The sequence below is a fragment of the Streptomyces thermocarboxydus genome, assembly GCF_024760485.1.
In the GTDB taxonomy this organism is placed as follows: Bacteria; Actinomycetota; Actinomycetes; order Streptomycetales; family Streptomycetaceae; genus Streptomyces; species Streptomyces cellulosae.
The window spans coordinates 4,605,397-4,623,038 of record NZ_CP058273.1; the positions used below are offsets into that span (position 1 = coordinate 4,605,397).

Consider the following 17,642-nt stretch of genomic DNA (forward strand, 5'->3'; position numbering starts at 1 on the left):
TCCGTACATGCGTCCGGCCCCCGCCGTGCGGCGGGGGCCGGTTCAGTCGGAGGGTGGCGTTCCGCCCGACGGGGGGCGGGTGCCCGGGGGGCGGCCCCGGCGGGGGAGAGGGCCCGTCTCGCCGGGGAGGCGGCCCGCTTCCGCGAGGGCGCGGCGCAGCAGGAACTCGATCTGGGCGTTCGCCGAGCGCAGTTCGTCGCCCGCCCAGCGGGCCAGCGCCTCGTACACCGCCGGGTCCAGCCGCAGCAGCACCTGCTTGCGCTGCGGCCGGCGCTGCGGGGCCGGGTCCCCGGACGGGGCGGTCACTGGTAGAGCGTCCCGGTGTTGAGGACCGGCTGCGCCGAGCGGTCACCGCACAGCACGACCATCAGGTTGGACACCATCGCCGCCTTCCGCTCGGGGTCGAGGTCCACGATGTCCTGCTCCTGGATGCGGGCCAGGGCCGACTCGACCATACCCACGGCACCCTCCACGATCTGCTGCCGCGCCGCGACCACCGCGCCCGCCTGCTGCCGCTGGAGCATCGCCGAGGCGATCTCGGGGGCGTAGGCGAGGTGCGTGAAGCGGGACTCGATGATCTGCACGCCGGCCGCCTCGACGCGCGCGTGCAGCTCGACCGCCAGCTTCTCGGTGATCTCCTCGGCGTTGCCGCGCAGCGACAGGCCGTCCTCGTCGTGGGCGTCGTACGGGTACTCGATGGCGATGTGCCGCACGGCCGCCTCGGTCTGGGTGGAGACGAACTCGACGTAGTCGTCCACCTCGAAGGTGGCCTGCGCGGTGTCCTCGACCCGCCACACCACGACCGCGGCCAGTTCGATCGGGTTGCCGTAGGCGTCGTTGACCTTCAGCACCGCGGTCTCGTGGTTCCGTACCCGGGTGGAGATCTTGGTGCGGGAGGTGAACGGGTTCACCCAGCGCAGCCCGTCCTGCCGGATGGTGCCCCGGTAGCGGCCGAACAGCTGCACCACCCGAGCCTCGCCCGGCGCGACCATGTTCAGCCCGCACATCGCGATGAACGCGCCGAGCGCGACGACGATGCCGCCCACGATCAGGCCGGCCTTCGCGCCCGTGCTCCCGACCGCCGTGGCCACGACGATCATCGCCACGCCGGCCAGCAGTCCGAACAGTCCGAGGAGCAGGGCCAGCCCGCCGCCGATGCTGTGCGCCGGGGTCTCCCGCACGCGCGGGGCCGGCATCTCGGGCACGTCGGCCGTGACCTGCGGGTCGTGTGTGGTCATGGAGGATCCCCCGTCTCTCCGCGCGTTCCGGCGCGGTGTCCACTGTCTATGTCTATCGTCTGTCTAGCTAAGTGTTATCACATTACCTGTTCATGGCAACCTCATACCGCTTTCGAACGTCGGTTCCTTTGGAGTGGGTGCTGATTGTCACGTCCGTAAAGGCCGGATCGGCAGCCCTTTGTCATAGCTCCGGGTGTTAGCTTGCTGAGCTGACCTGAGCGGCGAACGTGTGTGCCGCATGAGCACACAGAAACGAAGCGGAGCGGAACAGGCGTATGGGACGAGCGGAAGAAAGACGCGCACGACAGCGCGGCGGGCGCCGTGCGGCACCCAGCGGCCGCGCTGCCGCCGCGGGCGGCCGCACCGGCATACGCCGCCTCTTCACCTGGAAGAAGATCGTCGGCACCTTCTTCACCCTCTGCCTGCTCGGCATGGGCGCCTTCATCGTGCTGTACATGCTGATCGACATCCCGGAGGGGAACGCCGACGCCGAGCTGCAGAGCAACGTCTACGAGTACAGCGACGGCAGCCTCATGGCCCGCGACGGCGACCGCAACCGCGAGATCGTCGACCTGGCCCGGGTCCCCAAGCCCGTGCAGCGCACGTTCGTCGCCGCCGAGAACAAGACCTTCTACAAGGACGCCGGCGTCGACCTGAAGGGCACCGCCCGCGGTGTCCTCAACACCCTGTCCGGCAAGGGCGCGCAGGGCGGCTCGACGATCACCCAGCAGTACGTCAAGAACTACTACCTGACGCAGGACCAGACCGTCTCCCGCAAGCTCAAGGAGCTGGTCATCTCCCTGAAGCTGGACCGGGAGAAGTCCAAGGACTACATCCTCGCCGGGTACATCAACACCAGCTACTACGGCCGCGGCGCCTACGGCATCCAGGCCGCCGCCCAGGCGTACTACCGCGTCGACGCCGAGGACCTCACCGTCGAGCAGGGCGCCTACCTCGCCGCGCTGCTCCAGGCGCCCAACCAGTACGACTGGGCGATCGCCAGCGACAAGGGCAAGAAGCTCGTCCAGGAGCGCTGGAACTACGTCCTGGACAACATGGTCGAGCAGAAGTGGCTGGACGCCGGCGAGCGCGCCGGCATGAAGTTCCCCGTCCCGAAGGAGCCCAAGGCGGCCCCCGGCATGGAGGGCCAGACCGGCTACCTGGTCGAGGCGGCCAACTCGGCCGTCAAGCAGCAGCTCGTCGAGCAGGGCGTCGCCGAGGACCTGGAACAGGCCAAGGCGCTGCTGGACCGCGGCGGCTACACCATCACGCTGAACATCGACAAGAAGAAGCAGAAGGCGCTGGAGAAGGCGGTCAAGGACCGGCTCACCAGCAAGCTCGACCCGAAGAAGCGGGACGTCGACGCCGACGTCCAGGCCGGCGCAGTCTCCGTCGACCCCAAGACCGGCAAGGTCGTGGCGATGTACGGCGGCGTGGACTACGTGAAGCACTACACCAACAACGCCACCCGCAAGGATTACCAGCCGGCGTCCACGTTCAAGCCGGTGATCCTCGCGTCCGCCCTCGACGAGGGCGCCGAGACCCAGGACGGCGTGCCCATCACGGCCGACACGCTCTACGACGGCGACAGCAAGCGCCCCGTGGTCGAGGACGGCAAGAAGGTCGGCTTCGCCCCGCCCAACGAGGACGACCGCGACTACGGCGACATCACCGTCCAGGAGGCGATGAACAAGTCCGTCAACTCCGTCTTCGCGCAGATGGGCGTCGACGTCGGCATGACGGACGTGATGAAGACGGCGTCCGCGCTCGGCATGAGCGACAACCTCGACCCGTTCCCGGCGCAGACCCTGGGCACCATGGGCGCCAGCCCCATGCAGATGGCCGGCGTCTACGCCACCCTCGCCAACCACGGCAAGCAGGTCACGCCGTCGATCGTGAAGTCGGTCGAGCACAAGGACCGCACGATCGAGATGCCCGACCCGGTCGGCCAGTCGGTCATCAGCCGGCGCGCCGCCGACACGGTCACCTCGGTGCTCACCGGCGTGGTCGACGACGGTACGGCGCAGGAGTCCGTGCGGGACAACCCGCTGCGCGACGGCCAGCAGGTCGCGGGCAAGACCGGTACCTCCGACGACAACAAGTCGGCCTGGTTCACCGGCTACACGCCCGACCTGGTGACCTCCGTCGGCCTGTTCGGCGAGGACGCCAAGACCGGCAGCCAGGTCCCGATGTACAAGGCGGGCGGCGTCGACTACCGCGTCAACGGCGGTGGCTTCCCGGCCGAGATCTGGGCCGCGTACACCTTCGGTGTGATGGACGAGGTGTCCAAGTTCGACCTGGAGACGGAGCAGGGCGCGGGCGTGGCCCCCACCCGGAGCCCGTCGCAGTCGGAGACACCGTCGCAGACACCGACGGACGAGCCGACGACGGAGGACCCGACGACGGCTCCGCCGACGACGACGTCCCCGCCGCCGTCGACGGAACCTCCGTCCCAGACGCCGACGTCACCCCCGCCGTCGCAGACGCCGACGACCGAGCCCCCCACCTTCGACCTACCGGGCGGGCCCCCCGACCCCGAGAACAACGACCGCGAATAAGGGGCACAACACGCGCAGTTCCCCGCCCCCCTTCAGGGGCGCGGGGAACTGCGCGAGCGACCCACGACCAGCCGCGCCCGACACACCCGCGAAACCCCCGCTAACCGTGGTTCAGCTCGAACCACACCACCTTCCCGGTGCTCAACCGGGTCGCCCCCCACCGCCGGGCCAGCCGGTTGACGAGATACAACCCCCGCCCGCCCTCATCCGTCGCCCGCGCCTGCCGCAACCGCGGCAACTGCGGCACGTCGTCCCCGACCTCGCACCGCAGCACATCCGTGCGCAACAACCGCAGCGTCACAGGCCGGGAGGCATACCGCACCGCGTTGGTGACGACCTCACTCACCAGCAGCTCCACCGAGTCGCTCAGCTCGTCCATGCCCCAGCGGGACAACTGCCGCCGGGCCAGCCGCCGCGCCCGCCCCGGCGCCGCGTCCTCCGGCTCCAGGAACCAGTACGCGACGTCGCTCGGCGCGATCCCGTCGAAGCGGGCGGCGAGCAGCGCGATGTCGTCGTCCCGGTCGCCCGGGCCGAGCATGTCCAGCACCTCGTCGCACAGCGCCTCCAGCGGCGGCGGATGGTCCGGCCCCGTCAGCTGCGCGGTCGCGGCCAGCTTCTCCCGTAGCTGCTCGATGCCGGTCCACACGTCCCGCAGCCGGGACTCCACCAGGCCGTCGGTGTAGAGCAGCAGGGTCGCCCCGGCGGGCGCCTCCAGCTCCACGGCCTCGAAGTCCACCCCGCCCACGCCGATCGGGGCGCCCGCGGGCACCCGCAGCACCTCCGCGCGCCCGCCCAGGTGCAGCAGCACGGGCGGCGGATGGCCGGCGTTGGCGATGGTGATGCGGTGCGCCACCGGGTCGTACACCGCGTAGAGGCAGGTCGCCATGCGGTCCACACCCAGCCGCTGGGCCTGCTCGTCGAGGTGGTGCAGCACCTCCTGCGGCGGCAGATCGAGCCCGGCGAGGGTCTGCGCGGTGGTGCGCAGCTGGCCCATGATCGCCGCCGACGTCATGGAGTGACCCATCACGTCACCGACCACCAGCGCGACCCGGCTGCCGGGCAGCGGGATCGCGTCGTACCAGTCGCCGCCGACCCGCGCGGTCTCCGCGGCCGGCAGGTACCGCGACGCCAGCCGTACGCCGGTGCAGCGCGGCAGGGTCTCCGGCAGCATCGTGCGCTGGAGCTCGTCCGCGATGTACGCCTCACGCCCGTACAGCACGGCCTTGTCGATGCCGAGGGCGCTGTGCGTGGCGAGCTGCGCCGCGACCAGCAGGTCGTCGGCCTCGAACGGGATGCGCTCGGGACGGCGCAGGAACAGCGCCGCGCCGATCACCCGACGGCGGCCACGCAGCGGCGCGAGGACCGCCCGCTGGCCGTCCGGGACGGCCGCCGCGCCCTCCTCGCCGAGGAGTTCGGGCAGCGCCGCACGCGCGGCCGGGGCGTCCGTGAACACCGGGCGGACCCCGCGCAGCACCTCGGCGAGCGCGCTGCCGGGCTCCACCGTGCACAGCTCCTCGCCGACCGAGTCCAGCTCGGACGGCTGCTCCGGCGGCGCGATCGGCATGAAGCCACCGCCCTCGGTGTCCCGGTCGGCGGGGATCCGGTCGGTGCGGCGCAGCCGCAGCACCAGCGGGCCCGTGGGCCGCTCGTCGCCGACCGGCAGCGGGTCGCGCAGATACACCAGGATCGCGTCGGAGAAGGTCGGCACGGTCGCCCGGCACAGCCCCATCACGATCTCGTCCAGGTCGATGCCGCGGGCGATCCGCCGGGTGGCCGCGCCGACGAAGCGCAGCCGGTCCCCGTCCCGCCGCATGGGCGTGGGACGGCCCGGCCGGGTCACCTGGCCCGTGCGGCGGTCCGTGCCGCCCGGGACCCGGTCCACCCGGCCCTGCCCGTCGGCGGGCTGCACCGGGATGCCGTCCGGCGCGGGCCGCGGACGGGGGGTGTCCGGCTCGGCGTCCGGGCCGGCACCCGGCTGGGAGTGCTCGGGCCCGGGCACGTCCCCCGCGTCGGGCGCGGACCCGCCGGGGGTGACGGCGCCGGGCGCGGGCGGCTCACCGCCGGAGCGGCCCTGTGCCGGTAAGGCGGCGCCCGTGCCGGCCGCGGGTGCCGGGGAACGCAGGAACGCCCCGCGGGGATCCGCGGGGTCCACGCCCGGCTGGGGGCGCTCGAAGGAGGTCGGCTGCTCCGTCACGCGTGTCGAGTCCATCCGTCCGGCGCACGCCGTGCGCGCGGTTCGCTCCGCCGAAACTCCGATACCCGGAACAGGCGCCCCCGGAACGGATTTCGCGTGTGGTCAGAGGTTGTTCCTGCGACGCCGGCCGGCCGTCGTCGGCCCGTGCCGGTGTTTCCGTACCCCTCGCTCACGTCCTGCCGCCCCTCGGTGACGTCCGGTCAAGCTTCGCGCGCGCTCCGGTGGTTGCTGCTCCGCGCCCTTGCGGACGACGATCCTACGTTTCCTGCCCGGGGGCGCAGCAAGGGTCTCACGGTGATGCGTGCGCCGCGGTGCGGTCCCAGTCCTGTGGAAGTGACGGTACAGCCCAGGACGGATCCGGACGCCAGTTCTCCCAGCCGTCCGAGAACGGAGACCCCCAGGCTTCGATCACCGCGACCGCCGCACGCCCGGCCTCGCGCACCCGCCGGGCCAGCGCGGGGTCCATCAGGCCGTCCCGCTGGGCCTGCGCGAACTCGTCCTCGTCCCGCCAGTGCCAGCCGCCGTCCGGCTGCACGGAGATGTCCAGGAAGTGGTCCTCGGAGTCGACTCCGCCCGCCCAGCGGACGAGCGGCTCCTCCAGGTTCACGTACCAGTTCTTGAAGCGCCAGCCCGGTTCCCAGAACAGCCACACCGACCAGGGCTCGCCGGGCCGGGCCAGCTTCAGCACGCCGGTGCCGAACCAGCGGTCCTTCTGCACCGTGCGCGGCTTGGTGTAGCGGGTGGTGAGGGGCTCCCGGTGGACCGGGGTGCCGTCGGCGAGGACGGGCTTCACGCACTCGGTGCCCGGCGCCATCCAGACGGCCAGCACCTCCGAGTCGTCGCGCACGACCGTGACAGGGCGCGCGATGTGGATGCGCGCGCCGCCGTTCTCCCGGTACCGCCACAGGATCTGCGTCCCGGGTTCCCAGTGGCGGGCCGCTCCGCCCGCGTGGCCGCGCATCGTGGTTCCACCCTCTGTCATGCGCAGATATTAGGTGGCCCGACCACACGACGCTGCGGCCCCCGTCACGGTGCACCCCCGGTGCGCCAGGCTTTACGGCCGTGTCATCCGCAGGACATCCAGCGCCTCGTCGAGCTGTTCCACGGTCAGGTCGCCGCGTTCGACGTAGCCGCCCTCGAGCACGACCTGACGGATCGTCTTGCGCTCCGCGAGCGACTTCTTGGCGACCTTGGCGGCCTCCTCGTAGCCGATGTACTTGTTCAGCGGGGTGACGACGGACGGCGAGGACTCGGCGTACTCGCGGGCCCGCTCCCGGTCGGCGGTGATGCCGTCGACCGTGCGGTCGGCGAGGAGACGGGAGACGTTGGCGAGCAGCCGCACCGACTCCAGCACGTTCTTGGCGATCACCGGCAGCATCACGTTGAGCTCGAAGTTGCCGGACGCGCCGGCCGCGGCGACGGTCGCGTCGTTGCCCGTGACCTGCGCGCACACCATCAGCACGGCCTCCGGGATCACCGGGTTGACCTTGCCGGGCATGATCGAGGAGCCGGGCTGGAGGTCGGGCAGGGCGATCTCGGCGAGACCGGTGCGCGGCCCGGACGCCATCCAGCGCAGATCGTTCGCGATCTTCGTCAGTCCGACGGCGATCGTGCGGAGCTGCCCGCTGGTCTCCACCACGCCGTCCCGGGCGCCCTGCGCCTCGAAGTGGTTCCGCGCCTCGGTCAGCGGCAGCCCCGTCGCCCGCGCCACCTCCTCGATGACGGCGGCGGAGAACCCGGGCGGGGTGTTGATGCCGGTGCCGACGGCGGTGCCGCCCAGCGGCAGCTCGGCCAGCCGGGGCAGCGAGGCGCGCAGCCGCTCCACGCCGTACCGCACCTGGGCCGCGTACCCGCCGAACTCCTGGCCCAGGGTGACGGGCGTGGCGTCCATCAGATGGGTGCGCCCGGACTTCACCACGTCCGCGAACTCCTCCGCCTTGCGTTCCAGTGCGGCGGCGAGGTGCTCCAGGGCCGGGACCAGGTCCCGGGTGACCGCGGCGGCGGCGGCGATGTGCAGCGACGAGGGGAAGACGTCGTTGGACGACTGCGAGGCGTTGACGTGGTCGTTGGGGTGGACGTCCCGGCCCAGCCGCTCGGTGGCGAGAGTCGCGATCACCTCGTTGGTGTTCATGTTGGACGAGGTCCCCGAACCGGTCTGGAACACGTCCACCGGGAAGTGGTCGTCCCACCGGCCCTCGGCGACCTCCGCGGCCGCCTCCTGGATCGCCTCGGCGATGTCCTTGTCCAGCACCCCGAGCCGGGCGTTCACCTTGGCGGCGGCGCCCTTGATGCGGGCCAGCGCCTCGATGTGGGCGCGCTCCAGGCGCTGCCCGGAGACGGGGAAGTTCTCCACCGCGCGCTGGGTCTGCGCCCGCCACTTGGCGTCGGCGGGGACTCGCACCTCTCCCATGGAGTCGTGCTCGATGCGGTAGTTCCGGTCGTCGTCCGTCGTCGTCATCGTGTACCTCCAAGGAGCACAGCAGCGGTGTCGGACGAGCGTATTCCCCGGAAAGCGGTCCGCCCCGCCGCGACGTCGCGCGGCGGGGCGGACGGACCCGTGGGGGGTGTCAGGCGCTCTGCAGGCTCACGTCGTCCAGCAGGAAGCCGGTCTGCAGGCTGTAGTCCTCGGTGGCGGTGAAGGTCACGGTGACCGTCTGCCCGGCGTACGCGGACAGGTCGGCCGACCGCTGGACCCAGCCGCCGCCCGCGTGCACGTTGGACCAGGTGGCCACCGTGGACCCGTTCACCCGGACGGTGAACGTGTCGTACGCCCGGCTGCCGGACTCGGCGGTCTCGATCTGCAGCCAGAAGACCAGCGACGCGCGCGTGCAGTCCGCCGGCACGGTCACCGTCTGGCTCAGCGACTCGGTGCTCGTGGAGCCGTTGCCGCCGAGCCAGGCGAAGCGGGTGCCGCCGTGCGCGGTCCGCCCGGTGTGGGCGGCGATGACCGCGGTGGTCCCGGTCCAGGGCGCGGTCCCGCTCTCGAACCCGCCGTTGCCGACGGCCCCGGCCGGGTCGCAGGTGCCCCCTCCGCCTCCGGTGCCGACGGCCTGCTGCCACAGGGTGTACGCGATGCCGTCGGCGGCGCGGTCGAGTCCGGTGGCGTTGATGTTGGCCAGCGTGTCGCACGCCCGGTGGTAGCAGGGGTCGTACGCCGAGCCGGACGTGCCGCCCCACTTGGCGGCCTGCGCGGAGGTCTTGCGGGCGCTCGCGCCCATCGCGTAGCCGGACGTGGGGATGCCGTACCGCTCGAAGGAGTAGTCGTCGCTGCGTCCCGCGCCCTCGGTGTTCTCCTCGGGCTGGAGGCCGAGGGAGTCCCAGTACGCCTTCATCGGCGCGGCGGCCGCGGAGGTGATGTGGTTGATGAAGTAGCCGCCGTTGAGCGAGGCGACCATGTCGAAGTTGTAGTACGCCTTGATCTTCGCGCGCTCCGTCGAGGACAGCGTGCGGGCGTAGAAGTAACTGCCGTTGAGGCCCTGCTCCTCGTCGGTCCACCAGGCGAAGCGGACCCGGTTGCGCATGTCCGGGTTCTCCCGGGCGAGCGTCAGGGCGTTCTCCAGGAGGGCGGCGGAGCCGGAGCCGTTGTCGTTCATGCCGGGCCCTGCGGAGACGCCGTCGAGGTGGGCGCCGAACATGTAGACGCTGTTCGCGTCGCCCCGGGGCCATTCGGCGATGAGGTTGGGCCCGGCGCCGCTGGTGCAGCCGGAGGTGCAGGGCTGCTCGGTGACGGTGTAGCCGGCGGCCTGCAGCCTGCCCTTCACGTAGGCGACCGAGTCGCGGTAACCCTGGGTCGTGGAACGGCGGTTGCCGCCGTTGCGGGAGGCGGCGGCGCTGAACTCGTCGAGGTGGGCCCGGACCGCGGTGACGCTGATGTCGGGGGCGGCGAGGGCGGTGGTGGTGGAGGCGGGGGACGTGCCGGACAGGGTGGCCGCGGCGGGGACTGTGCCGAAGCCGAGCACGAGGGCGAGCAGGGTGCTCGCCGTGGCGAATCTTCGTTTCACCTGGACTCCTCCGGACGGTGGCTGTGGGGTTGCCACGCGGTGGCCTTGGCATGGCATGTGCATGCCTGGCCTGTCAGGAAGGGTCACAGCAGGTTGTTGATCGGGTCAACGGCACGGGGTGGGCGGGGCGAGGTTTGTCCGAAAGCAGTACAGGGATTCCGGTATGTGGACACGGGTGGGGCGAGCCCGGGGAGTTCGCCCCCTCCGCCCCTTCCCGTCCCGTCCCCGGGGCGCTGCCCCGGACCCCGCTCCTCAAGCGCCGGAGGGGCTGCGAGCAGCCCCTCCGTTCTCACAGGCTCAGCCGAGCCCAGGCCCCCGCACCGGAATCGACGTGAACGTCGGCTGCGGCGCCGGGTCCTGGAAGAAGTCGTTCCCCTTGTCGTCGACGACGATGAACGCGGGGAAGTCCTCGACCTCGATCCTCCAGACCGCCTCCATCCCCAGCTCCTCGTACTCGACGACCTCCACCTTCTTGATGCAGTCCTGCGCGAGCCGCGCCGCCGGACCGCCGATGGAGCCGAGGTAGAAGCCGCCGTGCGCGGCGCACGCGTCGGTGACCTGCTTGCTGCGGTTGCCCTTCGCGAGCATCACCAGCGAGCCGCCCGCCGCCTGGAACTGCTCCACGTAGGAGTCCATCCGCCCGGCCGTGGTGGGGCCGAAGGAGCCGGACGCGTAGCCCTCGGGGGTCTTCGCGGGGCCGGCGTAGTACACCGGGTGGTCCTTGAGGTACTGCGGCATCTCCTGGCCCGCGTCCAGCCGCTCCTTGATCTTGGCGTGCGCGATGTCGCGCGCCACGACCAGCGGGCCGGACAGCGAGAGCCGGGTCTTCACCGGGTACTTGGACAGCTCGGCGAGGATCGCCTTCATCGGCTGGTTGAGGTCGATCTTCACCACGTCGCCGGACTCGTCGAGCTGCTCGTCCGTCGTCTCCGGCAGGAACCGCGCCGGGTCCGTCTCAAGCTGCTCCAGGAAGACGCCCTCAGCCGTGATCTTCGCGACGGCCTGGCGGTCGGCGGAGCAGGACACGGCGATGGCGACGGGGCACGAGGCGCCGTGCCGCGGCAGCCGCACCACGCGCACGTCGTGGCAGAAGTACTTGCCGCCGAACTGCGCGCCGATGCCGATCCTCTGGGTCAGCTCGAAGACCTTCTCCTCGAGCTCCTTGTCCCGAAAGCCGTGCCCGAGCGGGGAGCCCTCGGCGGGGATCTCGTCCAGGTAGTGCGCGGAGGCGTACTTCGCCGTCTTCAGCGCGTACTCGGCGCTCGTGCCGCCGACGACGATCGCCAGGTGGTACGGAGGGCAGGCGGCCGTGCCCAGCGAACGGATCTTCTCCTCCAGGAACTTCATCATGGAGGCCTCGTTCAGGACGGCCTTCGTCTCCTGGTAGAGGAAGGATTTGTTGGCGGAGCCGCCGCCCTTGGCCATGAAGAGGAACTTGTAGGCGTCGCCGTCCGTCGCGTACAGCTCGATCTGCGCGGGGAGGTTGGAGCCGGTGTTCTTCTCCTCCCACATGGTGAGCGGAGCCATCTGCGAGTAGCGCAGGTTGAGCTTCTGGTAGGCGTCGTAGATGCCCCGGGACAGGGCCTCCTCGTCGCGGCCCGCGGTGAGCACGTTCTGCCCGCGCTTGCCCATGACGATCGCCGTGCCGGTGTCCTGGCACATGGGCAGCACGCCCGCCGCCGCGATGTTCGCGTTCTTCAGCAGGTCCAGCGCGACGAACTTGTCGTTGCTCGACGCCTCGGGGTCGTCGATGATGCGGCGCAGCTGGGCGAGGTGCGCGGGGCGCAGGTAGTGCTGGATGTCGCGGATGGCCTCCTCGGCGAGCTTGCGCAGCGCCTCCGGCTCGACCTTGAGGAACGTCCGCCCGTCGGCCTCGAAGGTGGACACACCTTCGGAGGTCACCAGCCGGTAGGGGGTGGTGTCCTCTCCCATGGGGAGCAGATCGGCGTACTCGAACTCAGGCATCTCGCCCATTCCTCACTCGACGGAAGACCGCCCGCCTCCGTCGGCGGGCCTTCCCAGCCTAGGACCTGCCGCCGGCGCCGATCCTGTGAGGTTGTCCTCAGTTGTCCACGCCGCGGGGTAGTCGCGATCTATCGCGTTTGGGTACGCTGCTGTCGTGGACCTTCAGAAGCACGCCCAGCAGCCGGACACGACGCCGCGGAGCAGCGAGCTGCGCGCCTCCGACGCCGACCGGGACCGCATCGTCGAGTTGTTGCACGACGCGCACGCAGAGGGCCGGCTGACCGCCGACGAGCACGCCGAGCGCGTCGAAGGCGTGCTGACCGCCAAGACGCTGGGCGAGCTGGAAAGGTTCATCCAGGACCTGCCGGCCGCCCATGAGCGGCGCGCGGCCCCCTTCTCCGCGCCCGGCCGTCCCGCCGCGGGCGTCTTCCCGGTCGACCCCGACGACAACGTGGTCGCGGTGTTCAGCGCCGCCGCCCGCAAGGGCCGCTGGCGCACCGGCCGCCGTATCCACGCGTACGCGGTGTTCGGCAGCGTGGAGATCGACCTCAGCGAGGCGCTCTTCGACCACCAGCAGGTGATGATCAAGGCGTTCTCCGTCTTCGGCAGCGTCGAGATCCGCGTCCCGGAGAACGTGTCGCTGCGCGGCACCGGCGGCGGCGTGCTCGGCGCCTTCGAGGTGGACCCGCAGGACTCGCCCGACGACAACGCCCCCGTGGTCTACGTCGACGGGTGGGCGATCCTCGGCAGCGTGGAGGCCCGGCCCAAGCGCGGCAAGCTGGTGAAGGACATCCTGGACCGCGTGCAGCGCACGGTGGAGCGCAGCACCCGCAAGCACCTGGGGCACTGAACACGGCGCAGGCCCAGGCCCGTTGGGGACTCTGTGCATAGGCGCGCGCACATCGGGTAAGCCTTGACGCATCGTCTCCTTGGAGGGCGCCAGGGATTCACGCCGGGCCGACCCACGTGCATCCACGGCACTCGCCAGCTCGCGAAGCCGTCGTCAGGAGTAGACCGTGCTGCAACCGCCGCATTCGTCCCTGCAGGTAGCCGCCGTTCCGGCCCAGCGAGTGGCAGCGCGGGACAGGGACCAGGACGCCCCCTGGCACACCGAGGCGGTGTGCCGGCGTGACGAGGCGGGCCTGTTCTTCGCGCCGTCGAAGGAACCGACCGCCGCGCGGCTGTCCCGCGAGGAGGCGGCCAAGCGGGTCTGCGCCCGCTGTCCGGTCATGGTGGAGTGCCGCGAACACGCCCTGCTCCAGCCCGAGCCCTACGGCGTCTGGGGCGGCCTGACCGCGGCGGAGCGCCGCGTCGTCCTGGCCCGCCGCAGGCGCCGCGAAATGGAACTGAAGAAGACGGCCCGCCAGAACCGCATACCCGCGGCCGGCTGACAGCACCCCAAAAGGGGCGCCCCCTCCGCACAGGGGACGCCCCTTTCAGCACGAGCTGCCTCCAAGCGCCGGCCGGGCAACTCCCCCAGGGGCGCGGGGAACTGCGCGACGGCCGGGACAGACACCCCCACTTATCCAGCACCGGCCGGGCAACTCCCCTAGGGGCGCGGGGAACTGCGCGACGACCGGGACAGACACGCCCACCTGTCCAGCACGGGGGGCCGGCCCCCTCAGGGGCGCGGGGAACTGCGCGATCAACCCAAACGCACCCGCACCCGCCCAAGCCCCTCAGGCACCCCCACCAAACGGCGCCTTCACTTGGCCCGATCGAAATCGATCGCGCTGTACGCCCGCAGCTTGCTGAGCCGATGCTCGGAATCAATCCTCCGCACCGTCCCCGACTTCGACCGCATCACGATGGAATCGGTAGTCGCCGTCTCCGACCGATACCGCACCCCCCGCAGCAGCTCCCCATCGGTGATACCGGTAGCCACGAAGAACACGTTGTCCCCGGTGACCAGGTCCTCCGTGGTCAGCACCCGGTCCAGGTCGTGCCCCGCGTCCACCGCCCGCTGCCGCTCCTCCTCGTCCTTGGGCCACAGCTTCCCCTGGATGGTGCCGCCCAGGCACTTCACCGCACAGGCCGAGATGATGCCCTCCGGCGTCCCGCCGATCCCCAGCAGCAGATCGATACCCGTGCCCTCCCGCAACGCCAGGATCGACCCGGCCACATCGCCGTCGGAGATCAGCTTGATCCGCGCGCCGGTCTCCCGGATCTCCTTGATGATGCCCTCGTGCCGCGGCCGGTCCAGGATCACCACGGTGACGTCCTCGGGGGTGACCCGCTTCGCCTTGGCGACCCGCCGGATGTTCACGCTCACCGGGGCGTTGATGTCGACGAAGTCCGCCGCCTCCGGCCCGGTGACCAGCTTGTCCATGTAGAACACGGCCGACGGGTCGAACATCGAGCCCCGCTCGGCCGCCGCCAGCACCGCGATGGCGTTGGTCATGCCCTTGGCCGTCAGCGTCGTGCCGTCGATCGGGTCGACGGCGATGTCGCACTCCGGGCCGGTCCCGTCGCCCACGCGCTCCCCGTTGAAGAGCATCGGCGCCTCGTCCTTCTCGCCCTCGCCGATGACGACGACGCCGTTCATCGAGACGGTCGAGACCAGGGTGCGCATGGCGCGGACCGCCGCACCGTCGGCGCCGTTCTTGTCGCCGCGCCCTACCCAGCGGCCCGCGGCCATCGCGGCCGCCTCGGTGACCCGTACGAGTTCCAGGGCGAGGTTGCGGTCCGGGGCCTCGGAGGGGACATCGAGCTCGGACGGCAAATGGTGGTGTTCGGTCATCGGAGCGCACCTTTCTGTACGACGACGGCCGGATGAGGGTATGGCCACGACTCTATCGCCAGGCAGACAAAATGAGCAGGGGACCCCACGGATGAGCGCTCCGGGCACCTGCGACGATAGGGGGCGTGGCAGGAACGAACAGCATGCAGAAGACCGCCAGGGACATGGTCCTCTCCCTGGCCCTCATCGTGCTCGCGGCGGGAGTGGTGTGGCTGTTCATCCCGCACACGGACGGTGAGCCCGAGGTCAAGCGCGTCGACTACCGCGTCGACCTGCTGACCGCCCGTCGCGCCGCCTCCTACCCCGTGGCCGCGCCCGAGGGACTGCCCGAGAGCTGGAAGCCCACCTCCGTGCGCTACCGCGGCGCCGAGGACGAGGCCTGGCACCTGGGCTTCCGCACCCCCGAGGGCGAGTACGCGGCGGTCGAGCAGTCCGCGGGCAAGCGGAAGACGTTCATCGAGGACAGGACGCAGCGCGCGGAGGAGACCGGCGCCACGCAGCGGATCGACGGGAAGACCTGGACGCGCTACGAGGGCGACCAGTACGACGCCCTGGTGCTGGAGAACACCCCGGGCTCGACGACCGTGGTGACCGGCACGGCGTCGTTCGCGGAGATGACGAAGCTGGCGGAGGCGCTCCGCACGGAGTGACCGGCGCGCGAAAGGCAAGGGGCGGGACCCCGGACCGCACGGTCCGGGGCCCCGCCCCTTGTGGTGTCCCTGACGGGCTCAGACGGTGGTGACGACCTGCTCGAACTCCAGGCGCGGGCTGCGCGGGAACCAGGCGTCGGGGCCGGGGCGGCCGATGTTCACGACCATCAGCGGGGTGTGGTCGTCGTCCAGGAACTCCTTGCGGATGCCCTCCATGTCGCAGCCGGTCATCGGGCCGGCGGCCAGACCGGCGGCGCGCACGCCGATGATGAAGTACGCCGCCTGGAGGGCGGCGTTCAGCGCGGCGGAGGACTCGCGGACCGGGCGCTCGCCGAAGAAAGCGTCCTTGGCCTGCGGGAAGTGCGGGAAGAGCTGCGGCAGCTCCTCGTGGAACTCGTTGTCCGCGGACAGGATAGCGACGAGCGGCGCCGCGGCCGTCTTGGGCTGGTTGCCCTCGGCCATGAGGCCCACCAGACGCTCACGCGCCTCGGGGGACCGGACCAGCGTGACGCGCAGCGGGGACTGGTTCATGGACGTGGGGCCGTACTTGACCAAGTCGTAGATCGCCCGCACCTGCTCGTCGGTCACCGGCTCGTCGGTGAAGGTGTTGGCGGTGCGCGCCTCGCGGAACAGCAGGTCCTGTGCGGCGGCGTCGAGAACGAGAGACATGGGTGAACCTCATCGGGGAGTTGGGGCGGCCCGTCGGGGATTAGCGGACCGCGGTCCGGTTAACGCACCGAGAGTACCTCTATGAAGTTCAACCTTCAACCTATGTGGTTGAAGGTTCAAGCTGAAAGGTTTCCGTCGCCGGCACCCGCCCTCAGTCCTCCTCGTCCGCGTCCTCCTCCTGCTCCTCCTCCGCCAGCGCCGCGTCCAGCCGGGCCCGCGCCCCGTCGAGCCAGCGCCGGCACACCTTCGCCAGCTCCTCGCCCCGCTCCCAGAGTGCGAGCGACTCCTCCAGCGACGTGCCGCCCGCCTCCAGGCGGCGCACGACCTCGATCAGCTCGTCCCGCGCCTGCTCGTACCCGAGCGCCTCGGCCACCGCCGCCTGCTCCGTCTTTCCGGTCATTCCGCCCACCCTAGTGATCGACCCGTACCGTGAACTCGCCCGCGGACACCCGCGCCCGCAGCACCTCGCCCGCCTCCACCTCGTCCGGCGCGCGCACCGCGTGCCCGTCCTCCCGCTGGAGTACGGCGTACCCCCGCTTCAGCGTGGCGGCGGGGGAGAGGGCCACCACGCGCGCGTGCGTGTGCGTCAGCTCGGAGTCGGCCCGGTCCAGCTGGTGGCGCAGCGCCCGCCGGCCCCGGTCCAGCAGCATCGAGACCTCCTCGGCGCGCGCGTCGATCATCCGGTGCGGGTCCTGTATCGACGGCCGGGCCAGTGCGTGCGCCAGCCCCCGCTCCTCCCGCTCCAGCAGGGCGCCCACACAGCGGCGCGCGCGGTCCCGCAGCATCCGCACCCGCTCGTACTCCTCGCCCACGTCCGGCACCACCTTCTTGGCGGCGTCCGTCGGCGTGGAGGCGCGCAGATCCGCGACCAGGTCGAGCAGCGGGCTGTCCGGCTCGTGTCCGATCGCCGACACGACCGGCGTACGGCAGGCAGCCACCGCCCGCACCAACTGCTCGTCGGAGAACGGCAGCAGGTCCTCCACGCTGCCGCCGCCCCGCGCGACGACGATCACGTCCACCTCCTCCAGCGCGTCCAGCTCCTTCACGGCCTGGACCACCTGCGGCACCGCGTGCACCCCCTGCACCGCCACGTTCCGCACCTCGAAGCGGACCGCCGGCCAGCGGTGCCGCGCGTTCTCCAGCACGTCCCGCTCGGCCGCCGACGCGCGCCCGCACACCAGCCCGATCAGCTGCGGCAGGAACGGCAGCGGCTTCTTCCGCTCCGGCGCGAACAGCCCCTCGCGCGCCAGCGACTTCTTCAGCTGCTCCAGGCGCGCCAGCAGCTCCCCGACGCCCACCGGGCGGATCTCCGCGGCCCGCAGCGACAGCTGCCCCCGGGGCGCGTACCACTCCGGCTTGCAGTGCACCACCACCCGCGCGCCCTCGCTCACGACATCCGCGACGGGGTCGAACACCTGCCGGTAGCAGGTCACCCCCACCGAGATGTCGTACGAGGGGTCGCGCAGCGTCAGGAACACCACGCCCGCGCCCGGGCGCCGCGACAGCTGGGTGATCTGCCCCTCCACCCACACCGCGCCGAGCCGGTCGATCCACCCGCCGATGAGCCGCGACACCTCTCCCACCGGCAGGGGGGCTTCCGCGGACGTGTTCACAGCCATGCCCGCGA

Annotated in this window: 15 protein-coding genes; 4 read left to right on the top strand and 11 right to left on the bottom strand. The window is 71.4% G+C overall.

Features of this window, described 5'->3' with window-relative positions; all coding sequences use genetic code 11:
- Window positions 1-42: 42 nt before the first annotated feature.
- Together AY578_RS21385 and AY578_RS21390 are read right to left on the bottom strand one after the other, a co-directional pair.
- Window positions 43-306 carry a type II toxin-antitoxin system antitoxin gene (locus tag AY578_RS21385; protein ID WP_019522347.1) on the bottom strand — a complete coding sequence of 88 codons (264 nt, stop codon included), beginning with the start codon at window positions 304-306 and terminating at the stop codon, window positions 43-45.
- Window positions 303-1,238 (bottom strand): SPFH domain-containing protein, encoded by a 936-nt coding sequence (locus tag AY578_RS21390; RefSeq protein ID WP_019522346.1) that lies wholly within the window; start codon window positions 1,236-1,238, stop codon window positions 303-305. Before AY578_RS21390 ends, AY578_RS21385 begins: the two co-directional genes overlap by 4 nt.
- A gap of 275 nt (window positions 1,239-1,513) precedes the next feature.
- On the opposite strand from AY578_RS21390, the gene AY578_RS21395 reads away from it, so the two are divergent.
- Window positions 1,514-3,796 (top strand): transglycosylase domain-containing protein, encoded by a 2,283-nt coding sequence (locus AY578_RS21395; protein WP_215049122.1) that lies wholly within the window; start codon window positions 1,514-1,516, stop codon window positions 3,794-3,796.
- A gap of 100 nt (window positions 3,797-3,896) precedes the next feature.
- Here AY578_RS21395 and AY578_RS21400 read toward each other — a convergent pair whose 3' ends face one another.
- From AY578_RS21400 to AY578_RS21420, 5 genes are all read right to left on the bottom strand, one after another.
- Window positions 3,897-6,005 carry a SpoIIE family protein phosphatase gene (locus AY578_RS21400; RefSeq protein WP_168713426.1) on the bottom strand — a complete coding sequence of 703 codons (2,109 nt, stop codon included), beginning with the start codon at window positions 6,003-6,005 and terminating at the stop codon, window positions 3,897-3,899.
- Window positions 6,006-6,279: 274 nt separating this feature from the next.
- Entirely contained in the window at window positions 6,280-6,972 is a 693-nt protein-coding gene (fomD, locus tag AY578_RS21405) for a cytidylyl-2-hydroxypropylphosphonate hydrolase (RefSeq protein WP_136238453.1), read from the bottom strand.
- Window positions 6,973-7,044: 72 nt separating this feature from the next.
- The gene (locus AY578_RS21410) at window positions 7,045-8,448 is read right to left on the bottom strand and encodes a class II fumarate hydratase (protein ID WP_019522342.1); all 1,404 of its coding nucleotides are present in this window, start codon (window positions 8,446-8,448) and stop codon (window positions 7,045-7,047) included.
- Between the two features lie 109 nt (window positions 8,449-8,557).
- The gene (locus AY578_RS21415) at window positions 8,558-9,991 is read right to left on the bottom strand and encodes a M20/M25/M40 family metallo-hydrolase (protein WP_019522341.1); all 1,434 of its coding nucleotides are present in this window, start codon (window positions 9,989-9,991) and stop codon (window positions 8,558-8,560) included.
- A gap of 297 nt (window positions 9,992-10,288) precedes the next feature.
- Window positions 10,289-11,965: a FumA C-terminus/TtdB family hydratase beta subunit gene (locus tag AY578_RS21420; protein WP_019522340.1), complete on the bottom strand. Its 1,677-nt coding sequence runs from the start codon at window positions 11,963-11,965 to the stop codon at window positions 10,289-10,291.
- A gap of 145 nt (window positions 11,966-12,110) precedes the next feature.
- On the opposite strand from AY578_RS21420, the gene AY578_RS21425 reads away from it, so the two are divergent.
- Both AY578_RS21425 and AY578_RS21430 read left to right on the top strand, forming a co-directional pair.
- Window positions 12,111-12,806 (top strand): DUF1707 SHOCT-like domain-containing protein, encoded by a 696-nt coding sequence (locus AY578_RS21425; protein ID WP_019522339.1) that lies wholly within the window; start codon window positions 12,111-12,113, stop codon window positions 12,804-12,806.
- Window positions 12,807-12,972: 166 nt separating this feature from the next.
- Window positions 12,973-13,347, top strand: a complete 375-nt coding sequence (locus tag AY578_RS21430) for a WhiB family transcriptional regulator (RefSeq protein WP_026243435.1) — start codon at window positions 12,973-12,975, stop codon at window positions 13,345-13,347.
- A 314-nt stretch (window positions 13,348-13,661) separates the two neighbouring features.
- On the opposite strand, the gene glpX is transcribed toward AY578_RS21430, so the two are convergent.
- Window positions 13,662-14,696, bottom strand: coding sequence for a class II fructose-bisphosphatase (glpX, locus tag AY578_RS21435; RefSeq protein WP_019522337.1), 1,035 nt, complete (start codon window positions 14,694-14,696; stop codon window positions 13,662-13,664).
- Window positions 14,697-14,839: 143 nt separating this feature from the next.
- Between glpX and AY578_RS21440 the strand changes: the two genes are divergently transcribed.
- Window positions 14,840-15,346 carry a DUF4245 domain-containing protein gene (locus AY578_RS21440; protein ID WP_019522336.1) on the top strand — a complete coding sequence of 169 codons (507 nt, stop codon included), beginning with the start codon at window positions 14,840-14,842 and terminating at the stop codon, window positions 15,344-15,346.
- A 78-nt stretch (window positions 15,347-15,424) separates the two neighbouring features.
- Here the strand turns inward: AY578_RS21440 and AY578_RS21445 are convergent, their stop codons facing one another.
- The 3 genes from AY578_RS21445 to xseA all read right to left on the bottom strand — a co-directional run bounded on the left by AY578_RS21445 (window position 15,425) and on the right by xseA (window position 17,634).
- On the bottom strand, window positions 15,425-16,015 hold the full coding sequence (locus AY578_RS21445) for a malonic semialdehyde reductase (protein ID WP_019522335.1): 591 nt from the start codon (window positions 16,013-16,015) through the stop codon (window positions 15,425-15,427).
- Between the two features lie 151 nt (window positions 16,016-16,166).
- Window positions 16,167-16,415 carry an exodeoxyribonuclease VII small subunit gene (locus tag AY578_RS21450; protein WP_019522334.1) on the bottom strand — a complete coding sequence of 83 codons (249 nt, stop codon included), beginning with the start codon at window positions 16,413-16,415 and terminating at the stop codon, window positions 16,167-16,169.
- A 10-nt stretch (window positions 16,416-16,425) separates the two neighbouring features.
- Complete coding sequence (gene xseA / locus AY578_RS21455; protein ID WP_136238456.1) at window positions 16,426-17,634, bottom strand: exodeoxyribonuclease VII large subunit; 1,209 nt, start codon at window positions 17,632-17,634, stop codon at window positions 16,426-16,428.
- Between the last annotated feature and the right edge of the window lie 8 nt (window positions 17,635-17,642).

Bases quoted from the DNA above. Each gene is read 5' to 3' on its own strand.
- AY578_RS21440 (WP_019522336.1), top strand. From the start codon at position 14,840: ATGCAGAAGACCGCCAGGGACATGGTCCTCTCCCTGGCCCTCATCGTG.
- AY578_RS21420 (WP_019522340.1), bottom strand. From the start codon at position 11,965: ATGGGCGAGATGCCTGAGTTCGAGTACGCCGATCTGCTCCCCATGGGA.
- AY578_RS21400 (WP_168713426.1), bottom strand. From the start codon at position 6,005: ATGGACTCGACACGCGTGACGGAGCAGCCGACCTCCTTCGAGCGCCCC.
- xseA (WP_136238456.1), bottom strand. From the start codon at position 17,634: ATGGCTGTGAACACGTCCGCGGAAGCCCCCCTGCCGGTGGGAGAGGTG.
- AY578_RS21395 (WP_215049122.1), top strand. From the start codon at position 1,514: ATGGGACGAGCGGAAGAAAGACGCGCACGACAGCGCGGCGGGCGCCGT.
- AY578_RS21445 (WP_019522335.1), bottom strand. From the start codon at position 16,015: ATGTCTCTCGTTCTCGACGCCGCCGCACAGGACCTGCTGTTCCGCGAG.
- AY578_RS21450 (WP_019522334.1), bottom strand. From the start codon at position 16,415: ATGACCGGAAAGACGGAGCAGGCGGCGGTGGCCGAGGCGCTCGGGTAC.
- AY578_RS21410 (WP_019522342.1), bottom strand. From the start codon at position 8,448: ATGACGACGACGGACGACGACCGGAACTACCGCATCGAGCACGACTCC.
- fomD (WP_136238453.1), bottom strand. From the start codon at position 6,972: ATGACAGAGGGTGGAACCACGATGCGCGGCCACGCGGGCGGAGCGGCC.
- AY578_RS21390 (WP_019522346.1), bottom strand. From the start codon at position 1,238: ATGACCACACACGACCCGCAGGTCACGGCCGACGTGCCCGAGATGCCG.
- glpX (WP_019522337.1), bottom strand. From the start codon at position 14,696: ATGACCGAACACCACCATTTGCCGTCCGAGCTCGATGTCCCCTCCGAG.